We start from the raw sequence: 20,239 nt of genomic DNA, 5'->3' as shown, positions 1-20,239 counted from the left end.
AGCGGGTCAGAGCTTTCCGGCGCCCGCCCCGGACGTCACCGAGGCGACGACGGAGGAGGCCGGCTCGGCGGTGTAGCCGTAGGGCGCAGTGGTGAACGTGCCGACCTGTGAGACCTCGGTCGCGGCTCCGCCGAGGTCGTTGCCGCGCAGATTGGCGTATCCGTCGACGTCGCTGTCCCGGGTGGTGGTGACGGCGACCCCCGTCGAGCGGAAGACGTTGTTCTCGACGAGCATCTGCGCACCCATCCGCGAGTGCACGGCGGTCTCGGCGCCGACGACGTAGTTGTCGTAGAAGTGCCCGGTGCCGAAGCGCAGGCTGGGGATGCGGGAGTTGACGTTGTCGAACCAGTTGTGGTGGTACGTCACCCGCAGGTGCCCGGTGTCCTCGTCGGCGTTGTTGTCGCTGTGCCCGACCAGGGAGCCCTTGAAGTGGTCCTTGAAGGTGTTCCAGGACACGGTGACGAAGTCGGAGGCGTGGGTGATGTCGAGCAGGCCGTCGTAGTAGTCCTTGTCGTGGTCCCGGTCGGACGAGAAGGAGTTGTGGTCGATCCAGATCTTCGTCGACGCCTGCACGGTGATGCCGTCGGCGGGGGCGACGGGCTTGCTGATGTTCAGGTTGCGGATGACGACGTTCGTCACCTTCTTCAGCCGCAGCCCGCCGCCCGTGAACCCGGACGACGGGCCCACGCCGAGGACCGTGGTGTTGGAGCCGACATCGACCTGGCCGCTGAGTGAGATCAGGCCGTTGACCTTCACGACCTTCGCGGTGCTGCCGCTCACGGCCGCCTTGAAGGCGTCGAGCGAGGAGACGGTGACCGCCGTGACGCTGCCGCCGCCGGTCGTGCCGGCGCCGAAGCCGACGGGGGAGGCGTCCGCGGCCCCGGCGGGCTGGGACAGGGCGAGCAGGGCGGCCGTGGTGAGGGCGACCGCCCCGGCAGCCGCCGGAGCCGATCGTCGCGGCATACGTGGGGGGAGCGTGCGCATGCGGGTGTCCCTTCAGGGGTATGGCGGTTCGGATATGTGAATTTCGTTCGTTGTTCTGGATGCACCGCTGGCGTTGTGGGCCAATCTCCCTCTCCTGAGGCGTCGATCGGTCACATCGCTGAACGGACCGTAGAGGGCAAGCGCTTTCTGTTCAACGCCTCGCGTGGGTGGGATTCGGCCACTCGGCAAGCGCCGCTGGTCAGGCGATGGGAGCGCTTCCACAGGAGTCTGCGGCTTCCGCAGGCGGGCAGGATCCTGCGCCCGGATGTCCCCGTCCCGACTCGTCCGGGGGAGCACGTGATGACTAGGCACTTTGCGGGAACCCGGCAGTCCGGAAGGCGAGGTCACGGCGAGGTGAGGACAGTCATGGCAACGCAGCAGTCGCCCACGGCGACGCCCCCGCAGCCGCTGCGCGCCGCTGCGTCGGCGCTGCGGAGGGTGCCCGGCGCGGGGCTTGTGGGCCGGGCGGCCGGCGGGGCGCTGGACAGAATCGGGGCCGTGTCGCCGCGCGGCCGACGGCTGGCCGTGTACACCGGCGCCGGGGTGCTAGGCGTCACGGGGGTGGTGGAGTGGCCCGTCGCCCTCACCGGAGCGGCGGTGGCCTGGCTGACCCAGCCGCGGTCCGGGGAACGGCAGGGCGCCGCGGCGACCTCCGGCGCGCCGCGACCCGAGGCGGCGGGCCGGGCCGCACCGAAGGCCGACGACACAGACGACGCAGACGACGCTGACGGGGCGGACGAGGCCGGCGGTACGTCGGTCCACGCGACGGGCGGCATGTCCGCGCACGCCACGGGCAGTCAGCCGGGGCAGGTCACGGGCGGTACGGGGCACGCGGCGGGCGGTGGGGCCACGTATGCGACGGGTGGTGCACCGACGCCCGAGGGCGCCGCCGCCTCGCCCGGGCACGCGCCGCCGGAGTCGTCCGGACCCCCGCGTACCGGCGCTCCCGGACCCGGTCCCACCGCCTCGCGGCACGAGGCCGCGGTGGCCAAGAGCGCCGCCAAGCAGGTGGCGAAGAACGCGGCGCTCAGCGCCTCCAGGGCATCGACCGCGCACTACTTCGGCACCCGGGCGCGGCGCACCACGGCGTCACCCACGAGGACCAGGACGGGTGCGTCCACCCAGGACGTCCGGCCGCGACACGGCGAAGAGTGAGGATTCCATGGCGCTGGGCTTGCTGAAGCTCCCCGCGGCGGCCGCAGCCGTCCTGCCGGCCGGACCCCGGCTGCTCGCGCGCGGTGTCGCGCCCGCCGCAGACCTGGCCGCCGGCGCCGTCGGCCTGGCCGCGGGCGCGGTCGCCGGGGCGGCCCGGGCAGGGGTGCGCAGTGCGGACACGGCGGTCCGGGTCGGCCGCGTCACCCGCACCGCGCTGCCGGGCACGGGCAGCCACTGGCGGTCCGGCCGCCGAGCGCACCTCGCGCTGCGGCCGGCCGCCGAGGAACACGTACGGCGGGCGGGCGGCCTGGAGGAGACGGCCCGACGCGTGGCGCGCATCCTGGCCGAACGGCCCGACGTCGCCTTCGCGTACTGGGACGGCGGACTCGCCCGGCTGGTGGTGACCGCGACCGAGGACGCCCTGACCGACCGGGTCGTCGAGCACGCCACCGCCCTGGCCGAACGCCACGGCCTGTCCACGGCGGACGCCTCCGACGTGGACATCGAGGAGTTCCCGCACCCGGGCGACCCGGCCGGCGTGCGCACCGCCACGATGGCGCTGCTGACCGATTTGGCCGGAACCGGCGCCGCGCTGACCGCGTACGCGCTGCGCCTTCCGCCCTCACCGCGCCTGGTGACGGCGGCCGTGACCCTGCTGCGCGAGAACCCCCGCGTCCGCGCCTGGCTGCGCGGCCGTTTCGGCCGCTCCCGGATGGACCTGCTGCTGGCCGCCGCCAACGCGGCCGCGCACGGCGCCGGGCAGACGCCGACCGCGCTGCTGCTGGACGGCACGCTGCGCTCCTGCCAGCTGGCGGAGACGGTGGCGCGTTCGGCGGCGTTCGACGCGGTCCACGACCGCCTGTGCACGCCCGACCGGACCGGCGTGCACGCGAGCGCCCGGCCGCGCCCCCCGCTGCGCGGCACCCCGGCCCAGGATTACGCCGCACACGCGGGCACCGGCAGTGTGCTGGGCGCCGCGGCGACCCTGCTCGTCAAACACGATGTGAACGAGGCGGCCGAGGCGGTCCTCGCCGGCTCCCCCAAGGCCGCCCGTTACGGCCCCGCCGCCTTCAACGCCGTCCTGGGCCTGGCCCTCGCCCGCACCGGCGTCCTCGTACGGGACAGCGAGCGGCTGCGGCAGCTGGAGACGGTCGAGTCGGTGCTGCTGCACCCGAGCGCGCTGCGCACCCGGGGCGCGGGAGCCGACCCGTGGGCCGAGGCCGTGCTGGACGCCGCGCGCGCCGCCGGTCTGCGGGTGGTGATGGTCGACGACCCCGCGCTCGCGGACTTCACCGGACTCGCCGACCACCTGGTGCCCGCCGACCGGCCGCTCGGGGAGGCCGTGGACCGGTTGCGGGAACGCGGCGCGGTGCTCACCGTGGCCCGCGCGGCCGCGGCCGAGGACCACGACGTGCTGACCGGGCTGCTCGCCGGCGATGTGGCCGTGGCGCTGGCCGACGGCGACGCCGCGGTGGTGTGGGGCGCGGACCTGGTGGCCCCGGGCGGCCTGCCCGACCTGTGGCGGCTGCTGCGGGCCGTGCCCGTGGCGCGGGACGTGGGCCGCCGGTCGCAGACGCTGGCCCGGTCCGGTGCCGCCCTGTCGGGCCTGATGGTGGCGGTGGGCGAGGCCCAGCGTGGCCGGCACTTCCCGCTGATCCCCGGACTGCGGCACGCCCCGGTGGACGTGAGCGCGGCCGCCGCGCTCCTCAGCGGTGCCCGGGCCGCGCTCGGCGTGGCCGTGGCCCGCTCCCCGCACCCCCGCGAACGCGTCGCCTGGCACGCCCTGGACACCGACGCCGTACGGGAGCGGCTGGCCAGGCGCGAGGAGGACCGGCCCACCCTCAGGGACCAGACGTCCGGCCGGGTGCACCAGATCGCCAAGCGCGCCGGGAAGGTCCCCGCGCTCGCGCCGGTGCGCTGGACCGTGCAGCTGGCCCGGGCGGTACGGGGCGAACTCCACGACCCGCTCACCCCCGTCCTCACCGTCGGCTCGGCCGCCGAGGCGATCCTCGGCTCGGCCGCCGACGCGCTGCTGGTGGTCGGCGCGCTCGATCTGAACGCCCTCGTCGGCGGCATCCAGCGGTTGCGCGCCGAACGCGCCCTGTCCGGGCTGCTCGCCGAGCACAAGCGCAAGGCACGGCTCACGTCGGAGGAGTGGCGCGAACCGCGTACGGTCGACGCGGCCAAGCTGCACCCCGGCGACGTCATCGACCTCAAGGCGGACGATGTCGTCCCCGCCGACGCCCGGCTGCTGTGGGCAGACGGACTGGAGGTCGACGAGTCCGCGCTGACCGGCGAGTCGCTGCCGGTCGACAAGGTCACCGACGCCTGCCCGGCCGCCGCGGTCGCCGAGCGGCGCTGCATGGTCTTCGAGGGGACGACCGTGGTGGCGGGACACGCCCGCGCGGTCGTCGTCGAGACCGGTGAGCGCACCGAGGCGTCCCGCGCGGTCCACCTGGCCGCCAAGAAGCCGCCCTCCGCGGGCGTCCAGGCCCGGCTGCAGGAACTCACCCGCAAGGCCCTGCCGCTGACCCTGGCCGGCGGTGCCGCCGTGACCGGCCTGTCGCTGCTGCGCGGCACGCCGATCCGCGAGGCGGTCAGCGGGGGAGTCGCCGTCGCCGTGGCCGCCGTACCCGAGGGGCTGCCGCTGGTGGCGACGGTGGCGCAGCTCGCGGCGGCCCGCCGGCTCAGCCGGCGCGGAGTGCTGGTGCGGGCGCCGCGCACGCTGGAGGCCCTCGGCCGGATGGACACGATCTGCTTCGACAAGACGGGCACTCTCACCGAGAACCGGCTGCGCCTCGTGCGGGTCACGGACGCCGACGGCACCGTCCGCAAGCGCGACGAGGCCCCGGGCAGCCGCACCCTGATCCAGGCGGCGCGTGCCTGCCCGCAGCTGAACGGCGGGTCCGACCGGCCGGTGCACGCCACCGACGAGGCCGTACTGGAGGCCGCCGCGGATGATCCCGAGTGGACGCAGGAGGAGGCGCTCCCGTTCGAGGCCGCCCGCGGGTACGCCGCCGCGGTGGGGCACGCCGGGGACGGCGGACGTGTCCTGGTGGTCAAGGGCGCCCCGGAGAACGTCCTGCCCGCCTGCGGCGACCGGGCCGAGGCAGCGTCCGACACCGCCCACGCGCTGGCCGCCGACGGACTGCGCGTGCTGGCGGTCGCCGAACGCCGCCTGGATGACGCCGAGTCGGCCGCCGACGCCCTCGAAGAGTCGCTGCGGGAGCTGGAGTTCACCGGCCTGGTCGCACTCGCCGACGTGGCCCGCGACACGTCCAACGCGCTGGTGCACGGGCTGCGCGAGGCGGGCGTACGACCCGTCATGCTGACCGGCGACCACCCGCAGACCGCACGGGCGATCGCCGTCGAACTGGGCTGGCCGGAGGACACCGGCGTGGTCACCGGCGACGAACTGGCCGCCGCCGACCGGGCCGAACGCGCCCGCATGCTGGGTGACTGCGGTGTCGTGGCCCGGGTCGCGCCGGAGCAGAAACTCCAGGTCGTGGAGGCGTTGCGGGACGCGGGCCGGGTGGTCGGTATGGTCGGCGACGGCGCCAACGACGCCGCCGCGATCCGCGCCGCCGACATCGGGGTCGGCATCAACGCGCGCGGCTCGGCGGCCGCCCGCAACGCCGCCGACCTCGTGCTGACCGACGACGACCTCGGGGTGCTGGTCGAGGCGGTCGGCGAGGGCCGCGCCCTGTGGCACAGCGTCGCCGACGCCATCGCCATCCTGATCGGCGGCAACGCCGGCGAGGTGGGCTTCGGCATCGTCGGCACCCTGCTCGGAGGCCGGGCACCGCTGTCGACGCGGCAGATGCTGCTGGTGAACCTGTTCACGGACCTGTTCCCGGCGATGGCCGTCGCGGTCACCCCGGAGAAGGACCCGACGGAGGAGGCGAGCGGGCCGCTGGGCTCGTCGATGCTGGGCGAGCCGCTGATCGAGCAGATCCGGCACCGGGCCCTGACGACGTGTCTGGGTGCGGTGGTGGCCTGGCTGTTCGGCCGGTTCACCCCGGGTACGACGCGCCGGTCCACGACGATGGCGCTGTGCGCGGTGGTCGGTACGCAGCTGGCGCAGACGCTGGCCGACCGCCGGGGCAGCCCGCTGGTGCGCGTCACCGTGCTCGGCTCGGCGGCGGCGCTGGTCCTCCTGGTCCAGACACCGGGCGCCAGCCAGGTCTTCGGCTGCACCCCGCTCGGCCCGCTCGCCTGGGCCGGCGTGGCCGCGGCGATCGCCCTCGCCCTCGCCGGCCAGCGAGCACTGCCGCGCCTGGAGGAGACGGTGATGAGGCTGACGCGGTGAGGGCCGGCGTCATCGGCGCGACGCGGTGAGGGGCGGGGCGGTCCGGGGCGCTCGGTGCGACGTCGGCCACCCGCTGACCGCCACGGGGCACGCGCGCCGGTCGGCCGCGGGGACGTGACCGGCGGGGGCCGCCGCACCGGAGCGCGACCGTCCGGTCGACCGGACGGTCGCGCCGGCCGTGCGGATGGGTCCGCCGGACCGGTGGAACCGGCCGCCCCCCCCGCCGGCTACGCCACCGTCGGCCGCCCCACAGTCCGCGCTCACACCGCCCGGCGTGGCGACCGGAGAGGTCCCCCGCCCCCCGTCACGCCAACCGGGGGTACCGGCCGCCTCACCGCCCGCGGTCACCCCACCCGGTGCTACGAACCGGCCAGGTCGCCCGCCCCCCGTCACACCAACCGGTGGTACCGGCCGCCTCGCCGCCCCGGGTCACCCCACCCGGTGCTACGACCGGCCAGGTCCCCCACCCCCCCGTCACAATCCCCCCGTCACACCGACCGGTGGTACTGGTCCGGCACGTGGACCTCGCCGCCGAGTCGGCGTGCCGCGTGCCGGGCCCAGGACGGGTTGCGGAGCAGTTCGCGGCCGAGGAGGACGGCGTCCGCCTCACCGTTGGCGAGGATCTTCGCCGCCTGCTCCGGCTCGGTGATCAGGCCGACGGCGGCCACCGGCAGCGGCGTCTCCGCCTTGACCCGCGCGGCGAACGGCACCTGGTAACCGGGCTCGGTCGGGATGCGCACTCCTGAGGCGTTGCCGCCGGTGGAGACGTCGAGGAGGTCGACGCCGTGCCCCTGCAGCTCGCGCGCGAAGCGCACGGTGTCGTCGCCGGTCCAGCCACCCTCCTCCAGCCAGTCGGTCGCGGAGATACGGAAGAACAGCGGCTTGTCCTTCGGCCACACCGCCCGTACGGCGTCGACGACCTCGAGCGGGAAACGGGTGCGGTTCTCGAACGAGCCGCCGTAGGCGTCGGTACGGCGGTTGGAGTGCGGGGAGAGGAACTCGCTGATCAGATATCCGTGAGCGCCGTGGATCTCGACGATCTCGAAGCCCGCGGCCAGGGCACGCCGAGCGGCGTCCGCGAACTGGCCGACGGTCTCCCGGATCTGATCGATCGTCAACTCAGTGGGTACCGGGTGCCGTTCGTCGAAGGCGACGGCGCTCGGCGCCACCGGCTGCCAGCCGTGCGCGTCCGGCCCGACGGGCGCTCCACCCATCCACGGCTGGTCGGTGGAGGCCTTGCGCCCGCCGTGCCCGAGCTGGATCGCCGGCACCGTGCCCTGGCCGACGAGGAAGCGGGTGATGCGGCGGAAGGCCTCGACCTGCGTGTCGTTCCACAGGCCGAGGTCGTACGGCGAGATCCGGCCTTCGGGCGATACGGCGGTGGCCTCGACGATGATCAGGCCCGTGCCGCCGGCCGCGCGGGCCGCGTAGTGCGCGAAGTGCCAGTCGTGCGGCACCCCGGCCTCGGGCCCCTCGGGCGCGGCCGAGTACTGGCACATCGGCGGCATCCACACACGGTTGGGGATGGTCACTTCGCGCAGGGTGTAGGGCTCGAACAGCGCACTCACGGCGGACTCCATTCGTCACGGGACCGGTGGTCGACTCGTACGATAGGCATCGTAGTACGGTGGATGTCAAACTACGAGAGCCTTCGTACAATGAGAGGCATCCGACGAACTGGAGCCCGCCGTGACCCCCGCCCCCGCCACCCCCGCCGTCAGCAGCCGCGAGCTCCCGCACCCGGCGCGGGAGGAGATCCGGCTGGAGACCGTGCTGCACGCCCTGTCCGACCCCATGCGGCTGCGCATCGTGCGCGAACTGGCTGTGGCAACCGACGCGTTGTCCTGTTCGCACTTCGACCTGCCGGTCACCAAGTCGACCACCACGCACCACTTCCGGGTGCTGCGCGAGGCCGGGGTGATCCAGCAGACCTACCAGGGCACCGCCAAGATGAACGGACTGCGCCGCGAGGACCTGGAGGACCTCTTCCCCGGTCTGCTCGACGCCCTCCTGGACGCCGCCACCCACCAGGCCGCCCGGCTCGGCTGAACCGGCCCGCCCGGCTCAGCCCGCCCGGCCCGGCTGAACCCGCCCGCCCTCCGTGGCGACTCGGCTCACGGGGTCGCGGCGCGCGCCGCGGCCATGAGGGACCGCCAGTCGGGCAGCTTGACCACCGAGCGCCCGAGCGACGCCCCGAGCCGCGCCTCCGCCCGCTCGATCGCCAGCCAGCCCGGCCACTCGACCGGCTCGGCCCCCGCCGCCCGCAGCGCCTCCAGCGGATCGCCGGGCAACTCGGTACGGCCGAGCGCGGGGGCGTCCTCCAGCAGCGAGGCCGCCGTCTCCCGGGCGCACGGACGGTTGGTGCCGATGACACCCGTCGGGCCCCGCTTGATCCAGCCCGCCACGTACGCGCCCGGTACGACGGCCCCCTCGCACTGGACGCGCCCGGCCAGGTTCGGCACCGTGCCGCGCTCCGCGTCGAACGGAAGCCCCTCCAGCGGCACCCCGCGGTAGCCCACCGACCGCAGCACCAGCTGGGCCTCCACCTCCTCGAACCGACCGGTGCCCCGCACCCCGCCGTGCCCGTCCGGCGCCGTCCGCTCGAAACGCACCGCGCCCACCCGGCCCCCGTCGGCGATCAGCTCGACCGGCCGCAGGAAGAACCGCAGCCCGATCCGGCGCCGGGCGCCCGTGCCCGCACGCCCCGCCCACGCACCCAGCACCTCCACGTTGCGACGGTGCGCCGCCGGCAGCATCGAGGGATCGGCGCACCCCGGGTCAAGGGCGAGCTCCGCCGGGTCCACGCGCACGTCGGTGTCCGGGAGCGCGCCCAGCTCGCGCAACTCCTTGGTGGTGAACCGGGCCTGTGACGGGCCGCGCCGGGCCGCCATCTGGATACGGGTGACCCGGCTCGCGGCCAGCGCGGTCAGCGCCGCCTGCGGTACGTCGGTCGGGCTCAGCTCCGCCGGGCCGCGCGCGAGCATCCGGGTCACGTCCACGGCCACGTTCCCCGCGCCGATGACGACGGCCGACCGGGCGCCGCTCAGGTACCCGTCGTCGGCGGCGTCCGGGTGAGCGCTGTACCAGGCGACGAACTGCGTCGCCGACCAACTCCCCGGCAGGTCCTCGCCGGGGATGCCCAGGCGCCGGTCGGCGGCGGCGCCCACGCAGTACACCACCGCGTGGTACAGCTCCCGCAGCCGTGCGACCGGCACGCCGCCCGGTCCGCCGATCCGGACCCCGCCCAGGAAGCGGACCCGGGGCTCCTCCAGGACCGTGCGGAGGGTGTTCTGCAGCGACTTGATCTTCTCGTGGTCGGGTGCGACGCCGTAGCGGACCAGGCCGAACGGGCACGGCAGGCGGTCCAGGACGTCGACGCGCACCTCGGGGCTTCGCTCGAGAAGACTCTGCGCGGTGTAGACCCCGCTCGGGCCCGAACCGACTACGGCGACACGGAGCACGGCGGAACTCCTCTGTCAGGGGTCCCCTGGGAAGGGGAGGGCTTCCCGGCCCCAGCATCGCACCGTGCGGGCTGCGCTGACAGGGTGCTGTCCGGGCGGACGGACGCGTGTCCGTTCGTATGGAATGTGATCATGAGGTTACGTTGCGTGTGTGCTTGAAGCATCCTTTCTTAATCTTTCCGATCGATCGGAGGCGGACGGCGCGGTGACCGTGTCGCCCGCGTGGGAAGTGCAGGAGGACGCCGGCGCGACGAGGTGGTTCCACGTCCGCCTCGCGTTCCCCGACGGCGCCGGCGTGCAGGCGCTCGCCGTGATGTTCGGGGGGTGCGTGTCCATCGAGGACGTCCGGGCCGAACCCGCGCTGTCCCTGGACGACCTGTCGGTGCTCGCGGACTGGATCGAGGGCCCGCTGTTCGATGCGTGCGGGGTGGACGCCGACGACATCGACGACGAGGGCGGGGAGGCCGGCGAGGACGAGCGCTCCGGCGGGCGCCGGGCCCGCCCCACCTGGCCGCGCGGCACCGAGGGGCGATGGCAGGTCGCCCAGGAGTACCGCGCGGCCCAGGAGGAGGGCACCGACCCGGTCCTCGCGGTGATGTGCGCGACCGGCCACAGCCGGCGCAAGTCCCTGCGCCTGATCGCCCAGGCCCGCGACGCCGGTTTCCTGACCCCCCGCCACGCCCGCCGCAAGGCGGACTAGCGCGTGTCTCGTTGACGGCCCGGCCGATCCGGTTCACGGACGGCGTTGTCCACCTGGCCGCAGACGGGCCGCGCACTGCCCCTCGCCTTCACTGTCACCGCAGGCCAGGCAGATGACGCACCTAGCTTTCGAAGCACAGCCACCTGGGGCGCCGGGCATCCATCCGGACCCGACGCCGACCAAGGAGGCAGAACCTAGCCGATCCGCTCGGCCAGAGCGACGATGATTCGCGAGGGGCCGCGCAGGTTGCAGAGTCGGTAGGCGTTCTCGTACCGCGCCACCTCGCCGAGGAGTTCGGCGCCATGGCGGCGCAGGCGGGTGATCGTGTCGTCGATGTCGTCGACGGCGAACATGACACGGTGCAGGCCCAGAGTGTTGGCCGGCGGGTCGAGCGGTTCGGCGGTGATCGCCGCGGGGGAGTGGAACTTCGTCAGCTCCAGCTTGCCGTGGCCGTCCGGGGTGCGCATCATCGCGATGGCGCTGCGGACCCCGTCGAGGCCGACCATCTGGTCCGCACAGACTCCCTCGATCTGCGCTTCGCCTTCCAGTTCCATGCCGAGCTCGGTGAAGAAGGCGATGGCACCCTCCAGGTCGTCGACGACGATGCCTACGTTGTCCATCCGCTGAATCGCCACGGGTGCTCCTCCTGCGTCGCGCAGTGCGTTCTGGCTACCGACACCCCTGGGACGGAGCCGGTGCCGCATTCTCGACACCCGGGAGGGTCGAAGTTTCGGTTGCTTCACCTTGCCGACGACCTACGGCCCGCGATCACCTGTCCCTGTCAGGCCGCACTCCACCTCGCCAGCATCCTCGTCCGGACCCGGCGCCGACCGAGAAGACAGAACTGGGCCGTCACCGCATCTGTCGCATCCGCGTGATCTCGCTCGTCTGCTGCGCCACCACGTCGTCGGCCATCTCCTCGATGCGGACGTTGTTGCCCTGCGCCTTGACGTCCGTCGCCATGGTGATCGCGCCCTGGTGATGGGTGATCATCAGGGTCAGGAAGAGCGCGTCGAACGCCGCGCCGCGTGCCGCTCCCAGCTGCTTCAGCTGCGCCTCGGTCGCCATGCCGGGCATGCCGCCGTGCGCATGCCCGCCGCGGGCCTCGTCCTTGCCGTACTCCTTCAGCCAGGCCCGCATGGTCGCGATCTCCGGGCCCTGAGCGGCCGCGATCCGGGCCGCGAGGCGCTTGACGTCCTCCGACCGGGCGTGCTCCGCGGCGAGTTCGGACATCCGCAGCGCCTGCTCGTGATGGGCGATCATCATGCGCGCGTACGACACGTCCGCCGCGTTGGGCGTGTCGTCGTCCGCCCGCTGCTGTGCCGCCTCCTCGGCCGAGAGCGTGCGGTTGGCCTCGCCCGGCCTGCCCGGCACCAGTACCGAAGGCCCGCCCGATGCCGGGGACTTGGCGTCCGTGCCGGAGTCACAGCCTCCGAGGGTGAGCAGGGCGAAGGCGGTCAGCGAGACCGTGGCGAGGGCCGGACGCGATCCACGACGCAGGAGCAAGGCGACCTCCCGGGGTCATCATGACGATCCCATTGCCATCTGTTGATCTGGGCATGATGAAGACGATACTGCGGGGAAGCGTGAACCGTTCCGACCGGAACGGTGCAGAGGGAGGACACAGTGACCCTGCACGATCCCCGAACACGACGCAGACACCTGGGCGTTGCCGCCGCAGCGGCCGGACTGCTGGCCGCGCTGCTCACCGCCGCACCCGCCGGCGCCACCCCCGACCCGGGCGACCACCCGGCCGCGCCGAAGGAGGTCTCCCGCAGCGCCCAGGAGCAGGCGGCCGAGGCGATCGCGGCCGGCGAGATACCCGGCCAGGACCAGATCGTCCACTCCGCCAACGTCCAGCACCTCACCAACATCCCCAAGGACGCGCTGCCCGGCACCAATTCGGACCTCGCCTTCCAGGGCCGCTACGCCTTCGCCGGCAACTACGACGGCTTCCGCATCTTCGACATCAGCAACCCCGCGTCGCCGAAGACGGTCGCCCAGGTGCTCTGCCCCGGCTCGCAGAACGACGTCTCCGTCTCCGGCGACCTGCTCTTCCTGTCCACCGACTCCTCGCGCAGCGACAGCAGTTGCCACAGCACCACACAGCCGGCGACCGAGAAGTCCTCCTGGGAGGGCATGAAGGTCTTCGACATCAGCGACAAGAGCAACCCCCGGTACGTCGCCGCCGTCGAGACCGCCTGCGGCTCGCACACCCACACGCTGGTGCCGAAGCGTGACAACGTCTACGTCTACGTCTCCTCCTACTCGCCGAGCGCGAGTTACCCGGACTGCCAGCCGCCGCACGACGGCATCTCGGTCATCAAGGTGCCGCGCGACGCCCCCGAGCAGGCGGCCGTGGTGAACTTCCCGGTGCTCTTCCCCGGCGACGGCCCGGACGGCGGCGGCAACCCCGGCGCCCCCACCAACCCCGGCGTGTCCAAGACCACCGGCTGCCACGACCTCACCGTCCTGCCCTCCGAGGACCTGGCGGCCGGCGCCTGCATGGGTGACGGCATCCTGTTCTCCATCAAGGACCCCGAGCACCCCAAGGTCATCGACCAGGTCCAGGACAACGTCAACTTCGCCTTCTGGCACTCGGCGACCTTCAACCAGAAGGCGGACAAGGTCGTCTTCACCGACGAGCTCGGCGGCGGCGGAGCGGCCACCTGCAACGCGGCGACCGGCCCCAACCGGGGCGCCGACGGCATCTACGACATCACCGGCAAGGGCGAGAAGCGCAGGCTCGTCTTCCGCGGCTACTACAAGATCCCGCGCCACCAGGCCGACACCGAGAACTGCGTGGCCCACAACGGCTCGCTGATCCCGGTCAAGGGGCGCGACATCATGGTCCAGGCCTGGTACCAGGGCGGCGTCTCCGTCTGGGAGTTCACCGACTCCGCGCACCCGAAGGAGATCGCCTACTTCGAGCGCGGCCCCCTGACCACCGACACGCTCACCGTCGGCGGGGCGTGGTCGGCGTATTACTACAACGGCTACATCTACTCCAACGACATCGCCAAGGGCTTCGACGTCCTCAAGCTCAGCGACCGCCGCACCGACCCGGCGCGCCGGGTCCACCTGAGGGAACTCAACGTCCAGACCCAGCCCGACTACTTCGACTGACCTTCCGGCCGCGCGCCGGTCGCGAAGAAGCGGGACAGGTCCTGCTCGCACCCCCCGCCGGGCGCCTCGGCGTCCGGCGGGTTCCCCGCGCCCCGGGCCAGCCCGTAACGGCCGAACAGCTCGGCACGCATCGCCGTGATCGACATCGGCACGTTCGGGAGCACCATCGCGTACACGGCGCCCATGAGCACCGAGCGCATCATCGGGTAGTCGCGCTCGATATCGGGCGAACCGTACCCGGCGACGACGGAACGCAGCAGCTCCGCGAGCCGCTGCTGCTCCGGGCACTGCACGAAGCCCTCCGCCTGCAGCAGGCTCGCCATGTGCTGGCGCATCAGCACCGGTTCGTCCCGGGCCAGCCCCAGGATCGCGTCGATCGCCCGCGCCATCCGCTCACGGCCGTCGTCGGTGCGCGGCTCGCGCTCCAGGGCCTCCTCCAGCGTGCGGTGCATCAGCCGGTGCACGGCGGACTGCACCAGCTGGCGCTTGCCGGGGAAGTAGTACGACACCAGTCCGCGGGCCGAGCCCGCGCGGTCGGCGATGGCGCCGAGCGTCGTCGCCTCGTAGCCGCGCTCCCTGACCAACTCGAGTGCCGCCTGCAGCAGTCGCTCCCGGGAGCGCCGCCGCAATTCCTCATTGACCGAGGCGCTGCGCGGGGACATGCTGTAACTCCTGCGTTGACTGGCTGCCAGCCAACTATACTCAACGCATGTCGGCCAGCCCCTGTCCGGGGCCCGGTCGGCGTTGCCGTCCGCTCTGGACGACGCGGGGGATCGTCCAGAGCGGACCGTTTCCGCCCGGATGGTCGCCTGAGGCAATCGGCCGGTGGTGTCTGAGCGGTCTCGGTCGCAGGCGCGCCCAGGGCTCCCTAGAGTGAGGCGGAGAGAGCCGGCCGAGGAGGCGTGGGCGGATGGAACAGGACCAGAAGATCCTGGCCAGGATCACGGAAATGGTGGAGCACGAGCACCGGTTGCGTGCGGACCTGGCGTCCGGGCGGATCGACGGCGTCACCGAGCGGCAGCGCCTGAGCGAAGTGGAGCAGGAACTGGACCGGTGCTGGGACCTGCTGCGCCAGCGGCGCGCGAAGGCGGAGTTCGGGGAGAACCCGGACGAGGTCGAAGCCCGTCCGCCCTCGCAGGTCGAGGGCTATCTGGAGTGACCCTCCGGCCCGCGGGCCCGGTGCTCAGCCCACCAGGGCCATGACGGGCCGCAGCGCGTCGGGGCGCTCGCCTGCCGGCAGGTGGTCCACGAAGTGCACCCGGCAGCCCAGGGCCGCCGCGCCACCGTCCGCGTGCCGGCTGTCGCCGACCATGAGCGCCTCGGCCGGTTCGACGTCCAGCGCGGCACAGGCCCGGGCGAACAGCCGCGGGTCCGGCTTGCGGATGCCGTGCTCGTACGACAGCACATAGGCGTCGACGAACCGGTCCAGGTCGTGGGCGCGGAAGACGGGACGCAGATCCCAGCCGATGTTGCTCACCACGCCGATCCGCACCCCCCGCTCCCGCAGGGCGCCCAGCACCTCGGCCGCGTCCGGGTACGGCGTCCAGGCGGCCGGGGTGCGATGCCGCTCGTACAGGGCGTCGTACAGCCCCGGATCGGGCAGCGGCACCTGGCGCGCCAGACCGGTGTACGCGGCCCGGTGGCCGGCGCTGCTCTCGTCGCGGGTCTCCCACAACTCGGCGAGATGGCCGGGGATCCGCTGCGGCTCCGGGCCGCCGGGCAGCGCACCCGCCGCCTCCAACGCCCGCACGGTCTGGTCCAGTTCACCCTCGGGGAGCGTGATCCCCGCTTCCGTGAGAACGGCGCGCAGCCACGCGTCGACGGACTCGATCCGAAAGAGCGTGCCGGAGAAGTCGAAGAGAACGGCGGTCATGCGGGCGATCCTAGTGACCGCCCTCCGGCCGGTTCACGGCCGCCACCGCTGATGCGCCGCCACCGCGCCCGCGACCAGCATCGCGCCCAGCAGCCAGCCGCCGAGCACGTCCGACGGCCAGTGCACGCCGAGCCACACCCGGGTCACGCCCACCCCGGCGACGGAGACCACGGCGACACCGAGAGCCGTACGCCGCAGGGCCGGCCCGGCGCCGTACACGCGCACCAGCCACACCAGCAGGCCGCACACCACCGTGGCGGTCAGGGCGTGGCCGGACGGAAAGGCCGCGTAGTGCGCGGAGTCGACCGGGTCGAGCCACACGGGCCTGGGCCGGTCGACCGCGGCCTTGAGCGCCTGCTGCACCACCGTGGCCAGCGCCGTCACCGTCACCAGCCACACCGCCGTCCACCACGCGGCGCGCCGCCACAGCAGCCACACGGCGACAGTCACGCACAGCACGCGCATCGTCGTGGGGTCCCACACCCAGTCGGACAGGACGCGGAAGGCGTGCGTGACACCGGGGTCGCCGACCGCCCAGCGGTGGGTGGTCCGCGCGATGTCGCCGTCGGTGTCGGTGAGCGGGCGCCATCTGATCGCGACCAGCGCCGTCAGCACTCCGGAGCACAGCGCGAGCAGGAGGGCGCAGCGCAGTGCCGAGCGGGGAGCGCGGGAGCGGGGCGGGGCGGCGGCGGACGGAGCGTGCATGGTGCGATCCTCGCCGACGCGCGGTCCCCGAGGCCAACCCCGGCCCGCGTCAGCCCAGCGCCCGCAGCCCCGGGCCGAACGCCACCAGCACCGGGATCACCGGCACCAGCGCGGCCGCGGCCGTCAGCCCCAGCCGGCGGGCCGCGGTGAGCCGGGCCGGCGCGGTGAGCAGCCGGTCCACCCGCTGCGGAACCTGCCCGTGTCCGCCGGGACAGGGCCCGAACACGCCGCGGCCCTCGTTGAGTTCGACGAGCGCGAGCGCGGTGGTGAGCCGGCCGAAACGGCGCGAGGCCGTGTCGTCGGCGGCCAGTTCGACCAGCCGGTGCACCTCGTCGCGGAACGCGGCGAACACCGGCACCTGCGGAAAACCGCCGGCCAGCGCCGAGGAGCAGTGCAGCAGCCAGTCGTGCCGGGCGCGCGCGTGCCCCTGCTCGTGCGCGACAACGGCGTCCAGCCGGCGTCCCCCGAGCTGGCGCAGCGCGGCCGTGGTGACCACCAGCCTGGGCGGCGTGCCGGGCAGCCACCAGGCGTCCGGCCGCTCTCCTTCCAGGATGTGCAGCTGCCCGAGTCCCGCGCCCTCACCGGGCAGTCGCGGGGCGCGGACGAGGACTTCCATCCGGCGCAGCCGGCGCCGCGCCCGCGCCCGGGTCACCTCGCGGACCAGCATCGCCGCCGTCCACACCCCGCCCAGCGCCAGCGCCACGGCGGTGGTCGCCGCCCAAGGAGCGCCCACACCCAGGGCGTACGCCTCCACCACGGCCCGCGGCGCCGACGCGAACACATGGCCGCGCACCGCCTGCCAGGCCGCCGCGGCGCTGAGCGTCATCGACAGCGCGCAGCACAGCAGTACGGCCGCCACCACGCACTGCCACACCCACAGGGCGACCACCGGTTCACGGTCCGGCCAGTCGGCCCGGGCGAGCAACCGCGGTGCGACGATCGCGGTCAGGGCGCCGAGCAGCAGCAGAGTCGCGGGCACCACCATGGGCAGCAGCCTATGAGGCGGAGGCTACTCGGCGGTACGTACGGTGCGGGCAAAGTGACACACCCCACGCGTCACAGCGTGAGCAGCATCGCCACCATCGCGATGCCCATCGACAGCCGGCACGCCCGCGCCAGCTCCGGCCGGTGGCTCCAGCCCGCCACGGGCGGAGCACCGGCCACCGCGGCGACCGGCACCAGCCGCGCCCCGGACAGCAGCACATACCCCGCGAAGTAGAGCAGCAGGGCCCCCGTGACGAGGGGGACACCACCGCCCGTGTGATGGTGGGCCGGCGCGCCCGCCATCACCACGGCCATGTAGACCATGGCCGAGGCCCCCACCAGATGGTGCAGATGATGCGCGCTGCGACGCGCCGCCCACAGGGCACGCACGGCGGCCAGCCCGAACACCACCGCATAGCCCGGCCAGGCCCACCCGGGCGGCGTGAACACCACCGCAGGCACCGCCATCGCGGCCATCGCGAAACCCATCAGCGCCTCACTGCCCGCGATCCGGCGCTGCTCCCGTGTCCCGCTGCGCATGCGCAGCAGGCAGTAGCCGCCGGTCGCCGCGCACAGCGCGACCAGGAGCCAGCCGGACGAAGCCGGTCCGTGCACACGCACCTCCCCCCTCGACGGTCGGTCCAGGGAGAGCGATGCCCGGACCGCTCGGAGCGCACGCAAGCGCAGAGGGGTACACGGGGCGCGCAAGCGGGGAGCACGCTCCGAAAACATTTCACGAGTAAAACACCTGCTAAACTAAATGCCATGCACATCCGTCCCCTCCCCCTCGCCGGAGCCCTGAGGCTCGGCCGCCCCTCTCCGATCTGGTTCAAGCCCGCGCTGAGCGTCGTCGTCTCGGTGGCGCCGCCGAACCTGATCCTGCTGGCGCTCGGCCGCCTCGACCTGGCGATGTACACCATGGCCGGATCCCTGTGCGCCCTGTACGCCCACAACCGCCCCTACGCCGCCCGGGCCCGCACGCTGGCCTGGGTCGTCCTCGGCATGACCGGCGGCCTCGCCGTCGCGCTGATCGCGGCGTCGCTCACGACGAGGGCGCTCGTCCTGGTCACCGTCGGCGCGCTGCTCGCCGCCGTACAGAAGGCCGTGTGCGACGCCACCCGCGTCGGCCCACCCGGCAACGTCGTCCTCACCTTCATCACCTCCGCCTCCCTCTTCGTCCCCCAGACCCTCGCGCAGATCCCCGCTCACCTCGGTATGACCCTCGCGGCGGGCGCCTGGGCCTGGCTGGTCGGCATGGCGCCGGGCCTGGTCCGCCCGCACGGCCCGGAGCGGCGCGCCACCGCGCAGGCCCTGACCGCGGCCGCCGCCCACGCCGCCACCGGCGACGCGCACACCCGCGGCGCCGCGGCCGCCGCCGTCCAGGCCGCCTGGCAGACGCTCCTCACCGCGGGGCTGCGCTCCGACCGCACCCGACGCGGCCTGGAACGCCTGCTCGTCCGCGCCGAGGTCGCCCTGGCGGCCCCCGCCGACAGCGACCCGGGGCGGCTGCGCGCCTGGGCCCGCGACCTGCGCGGCAACGGCCCCCTGCCACGCGTGGACGACCTGCCGGGCGAGGCGGAGGAACTCCTCGGCGTGGAAGCGGAGCGGACCACCCGCACCCCGCGCCACCACCACCTGACCCCCCTCGCCGTGCGCACCTTCGTCGGCTGTGCCCTGGCCGGCTACGCCTCCCTCGCGCTCGGCGTCGGCCGCCCCTACTGGGCCCTGGTCACCGCGGCCAGCCTCTACCAGGCCAACCTCACGCTCACCTGGAGCCGGGCCGTACAGCGCGTGGTCGGCAACGTCATCGGCGTCCTCGTCTTCGCGGCGGTCGTCCCGCTGGCCCACCTCCACCAGGCGGCGCTCGTCCTGCTCTGCCTGGCCTTCAACTTCGGCGCGGAGGCGCTGATCGGCCGAAACTACTGGCTCGGCACCATCTGCGTGACCCCGATGGCACTGCTGATCACCGAATTCGCCCGCTTCCAGGACTCTGCCGAACTGATCACCGAGCGCACGGTCGACACGCTGGTCGGCGCCCTGGTCGGCTTCGTGGCCGCCGTGGCCGTCACCAACCGCCGCTCCGGCGACCGGCTGGAACACGCCCTCACCAGCGCCGAGCGGGCCCGCGAACGCGCCGCCCGCCTCCTCACCGAACCCCACACCGCCCCCGCCGCCCTGGAAGCGGCCCGCCGCGCACTCGCCGTCGCGCTGGTCGACCTGCGCGGCACCACCGAGGCCGCGTCCGGCGAGTGGTGGCAGCGCGCCCTGCCGCACGACCGGGTGATGCTCGCCGAACAGGCGGGACACCGTACGCTCGCGGCGACGGTACGACGCCAGGGACTGACCCTGGACCGGGACGACAACGCGAGAGCGGAGGACGTACGGCCATGACGGCGACCAAGGGAACGGGCGCAGCCGGTGAGAGGGGCGACACCGTCGCAGCCGTCGTCCGGCAGTGGCAGGCGGTCCACCCCGACCTCGACACCGGTCCGATGGAGATCATCGGCCGGGTCAACCGCTGCGCCGCGCTCCTGCAGCAGGCGGAGGACGCGCCGCTGCGCCGGGCCGGGCTGAGCCGCGCCGAGTTCGACCTGCTCGGGGCGCTGCGCCGTACCGGGCACGAGCTGACGCCGAGCGAGGTGGCCCGCGAGACCTTCTCCTCCGGCGCGGCCGTCACCAAGCGGCTGAAGCAGCTCACCGAGCGCGGCTTGGTCGAACGCCGCACCGACACCCGCGACCGCCGCGTCTCCCACGTCCGCCTCACGGCCGCCGGCCGTGACCTGGTCGACACGATCCTGCCGGAGCAGCTGGCGTACGAGACGGCGGTGCTGTCCGCCCTGGACGACACCGACCAGATCGAACTGGCGTCCCTCCTGGGCGACTTGCTGGGCCGCCTGGAGGGCCGCCTGGAGTCCCTCCGAACATGACGCCACGGTCGCGCT

General features: G+C 73.8%; 17 protein-coding genes and 1 pseudogene. 8 read left to right on the top strand and 10 right to left on the bottom strand.

The features are described 5' to 3' along the window. Positions 1-6 precede the first annotated feature (6 nt). Positions 7-984, bottom strand: a complete 978-nt coding sequence (locus AB0J12_RS19150; protein WP_363265485.1) for a polysaccharide lyase family 1 protein — start codon at positions 982-984, stop codon at positions 7-9. A gap of 366 nt (positions 985-1,350) precedes the next feature. Between AB0J12_RS19150 and AB0J12_RS19145 the strand changes: the two are divergent. Both AB0J12_RS19145 and AB0J12_RS19140 read left to right on the top strand, forming a co-directional pair. After that, positions 1,351-1,614, top strand: a pseudogene (locus AB0J12_RS19145) (hypothetical protein); the annotation flags it as partial. 532 nt (positions 1,615-2,146) lie between these two features. Further along, positions 2,147-6,448, top strand: coding sequence for a cation-translocating P-type ATPase (locus AB0J12_RS19140; RefSeq protein ID WP_363265484.1), 4,302 nt, complete (start codon positions 2,147-2,149; stop codon positions 6,446-6,448). A gap of 488 nt (positions 6,449-6,936) precedes the next feature. Here the strand turns inward: AB0J12_RS19140 and AB0J12_RS19135 are convergent, their stop codons facing one another. Next, positions 6,937-8,016: an NADH:flavin oxidoreductase/NADH oxidase gene (locus AB0J12_RS19135; RefSeq protein ID WP_363265483.1), complete on the bottom strand. Its 1,080-nt coding sequence runs from the start codon at positions 8,014-8,016 to the stop codon at positions 6,937-6,939. 121 nt (positions 8,017-8,137) lie between these two features. On the opposite strand from AB0J12_RS19135, the gene AB0J12_RS19130 reads away from it, so the two are divergent. Next, complete coding sequence (locus AB0J12_RS19130; RefSeq protein WP_363265482.1) at positions 8,138-8,497, top strand: helix-turn-helix transcriptional regulator; 360 nt, start codon at positions 8,138-8,140, stop codon at positions 8,495-8,497. Positions 8,498-8,562: 65 nt separating this feature from the next. On the opposite strand, the gene AB0J12_RS19125 is transcribed toward AB0J12_RS19130, so the two are convergent. Continuing rightward, positions 8,563-9,909, bottom strand: a complete 1,347-nt coding sequence (locus tag AB0J12_RS19125) for an FAD-dependent oxidoreductase (RefSeq protein WP_363265481.1) — start codon at positions 9,907-9,909, stop codon at positions 8,563-8,565. Positions 9,910-10,114: 205 nt separating this feature from the next. On the opposite strand from AB0J12_RS19125, the gene AB0J12_RS19120 reads away from it, so the two are divergent. Next, complete coding sequence (locus AB0J12_RS19120; RefSeq protein WP_363265479.1) at positions 10,115-10,609, top strand: DUF6214 family protein; 495 nt, start codon at positions 10,115-10,117, stop codon at positions 10,607-10,609. 194 nt (positions 10,610-10,803) lie between these two features. On the opposite strand, the gene AB0J12_RS19115 is transcribed toward AB0J12_RS19120, so the two are convergent. Further along, a complete protein-coding gene (locus tag AB0J12_RS19115) occupies positions 10,804-11,244 on the bottom strand; it encodes a VOC family protein (protein WP_363265478.1) in 441 nt (146 codons plus the stop codon). Between the two features lie 217 nt (positions 11,245-11,461). After that, positions 11,462-12,115, bottom strand: a complete 654-nt coding sequence (locus tag AB0J12_RS19110; RefSeq protein ID WP_363265477.1) for a DUF305 domain-containing protein — start codon at positions 12,113-12,115, stop codon at positions 11,462-11,464. Positions 12,116-12,235: 120 nt separating this feature from the next. On the opposite strand from AB0J12_RS19110, the gene AB0J12_RS19105 reads away from it, so the two are divergent. Continuing rightward, on the top strand, positions 12,236-13,735 hold the full coding sequence (locus AB0J12_RS19105) for a hypothetical protein (RefSeq protein ID WP_363265475.1): 1,500 nt from the start codon (positions 12,236-12,238) through the stop codon (positions 13,733-13,735). On the opposite strand, the gene AB0J12_RS19100 is transcribed toward AB0J12_RS19105, so the two are convergent. Further along, positions 13,723-14,397: a helix-turn-helix domain-containing protein gene (locus tag AB0J12_RS19100; RefSeq protein ID WP_363265474.1), complete on the bottom strand. Its 675-nt coding sequence runs from the start codon at positions 14,395-14,397 to the stop codon at positions 13,723-13,725. The genes AB0J12_RS19105 and AB0J12_RS19100 overlap by 13 nt on opposite strands. Positions 14,398-14,645: 248 nt before the next feature. Here AB0J12_RS19100 and AB0J12_RS19095 point away from each other — a divergent pair, with 248 nt between their 5' ends. Further along, positions 14,646-14,894, top strand: a complete 249-nt coding sequence (locus tag AB0J12_RS19095) for a DUF2630 family protein (protein ID WP_363265473.1) — start codon at positions 14,646-14,648, stop codon at positions 14,892-14,894. A gap of 24 nt (positions 14,895-14,918) precedes the next feature. Here AB0J12_RS19095 and AB0J12_RS19090 read toward each other — a convergent pair whose 3' ends face one another. The 4 genes from AB0J12_RS19090 to AB0J12_RS19075 form a co-directional block, all read right to left on the bottom strand. Further along, the gene (locus AB0J12_RS19090) at positions 14,919-15,608 is read right to left on the bottom strand and encodes an HAD-IA family hydrolase (protein ID WP_363265471.1); all 690 of its coding nucleotides are present in this window, start codon (positions 15,606-15,608) and stop codon (positions 14,919-14,921) included. Between the two features lie 33 nt (positions 15,609-15,641). Continuing rightward, on the bottom strand, positions 15,642-16,313 hold the full coding sequence (locus AB0J12_RS19085; protein WP_363265470.1) for a phosphatase PAP2 family protein: 672 nt from the start codon (positions 16,311-16,313) through the stop codon (positions 15,642-15,644). A gap of 49 nt (positions 16,314-16,362) precedes the next feature. Further along, positions 16,363-17,298 carry a M56 family metallopeptidase gene (locus AB0J12_RS19080; RefSeq protein WP_363265468.1) on the bottom strand — a complete coding sequence of 312 codons (936 nt, stop codon included), beginning with the start codon at positions 17,296-17,298 and terminating at the stop codon, positions 16,363-16,365. A 71-nt stretch (positions 17,299-17,369) separates the two neighbouring features. Continuing rightward, positions 17,370-17,912: a DUF5134 domain-containing protein gene (locus AB0J12_RS19075; RefSeq protein ID WP_363265467.1), complete on the bottom strand. Its 543-nt coding sequence runs from the start codon at positions 17,910-17,912 to the stop codon at positions 17,370-17,372. A gap of 150 nt (positions 17,913-18,062) precedes the next feature. Between AB0J12_RS19075 and AB0J12_RS19070 the strand changes: the two genes are divergently transcribed. Together AB0J12_RS19070 and AB0J12_RS19065 are read left to right on the top strand one after the other, a co-directional pair. Then, on the top strand, positions 18,063-19,688 hold the full coding sequence (locus AB0J12_RS19070; protein ID WP_363265466.1) for an FUSC family protein: 1,626 nt from the start codon (positions 18,063-18,065) through the stop codon (positions 19,686-19,688). Continuing rightward, positions 19,685-20,224: a MarR family winged helix-turn-helix transcriptional regulator gene (locus AB0J12_RS19065; protein WP_363265465.1), complete on the top strand. Its 540-nt coding sequence runs from the start codon at positions 19,685-19,687 to the stop codon at positions 20,222-20,224. The genes AB0J12_RS19070 and AB0J12_RS19065 overlap by 4 nt, the downstream gene beginning before the upstream one ends. The last annotated feature ends 15 nt before the right edge of the window (positions 20,225-20,239 follow it).

The sequence above is a fragment of the Streptomyces sp. NPDC049915 genome (assembly GCF_040656475.1).
Taxonomy (GTDB): Bacteria; Actinomycetota; Actinomycetes; order Streptomycetales; family Streptomycetaceae; genus Streptomyces.
Note: the sequence above shows the minus strand (reverse complement) of the source record. Positions and strands in the feature narration are given on the sequence as shown.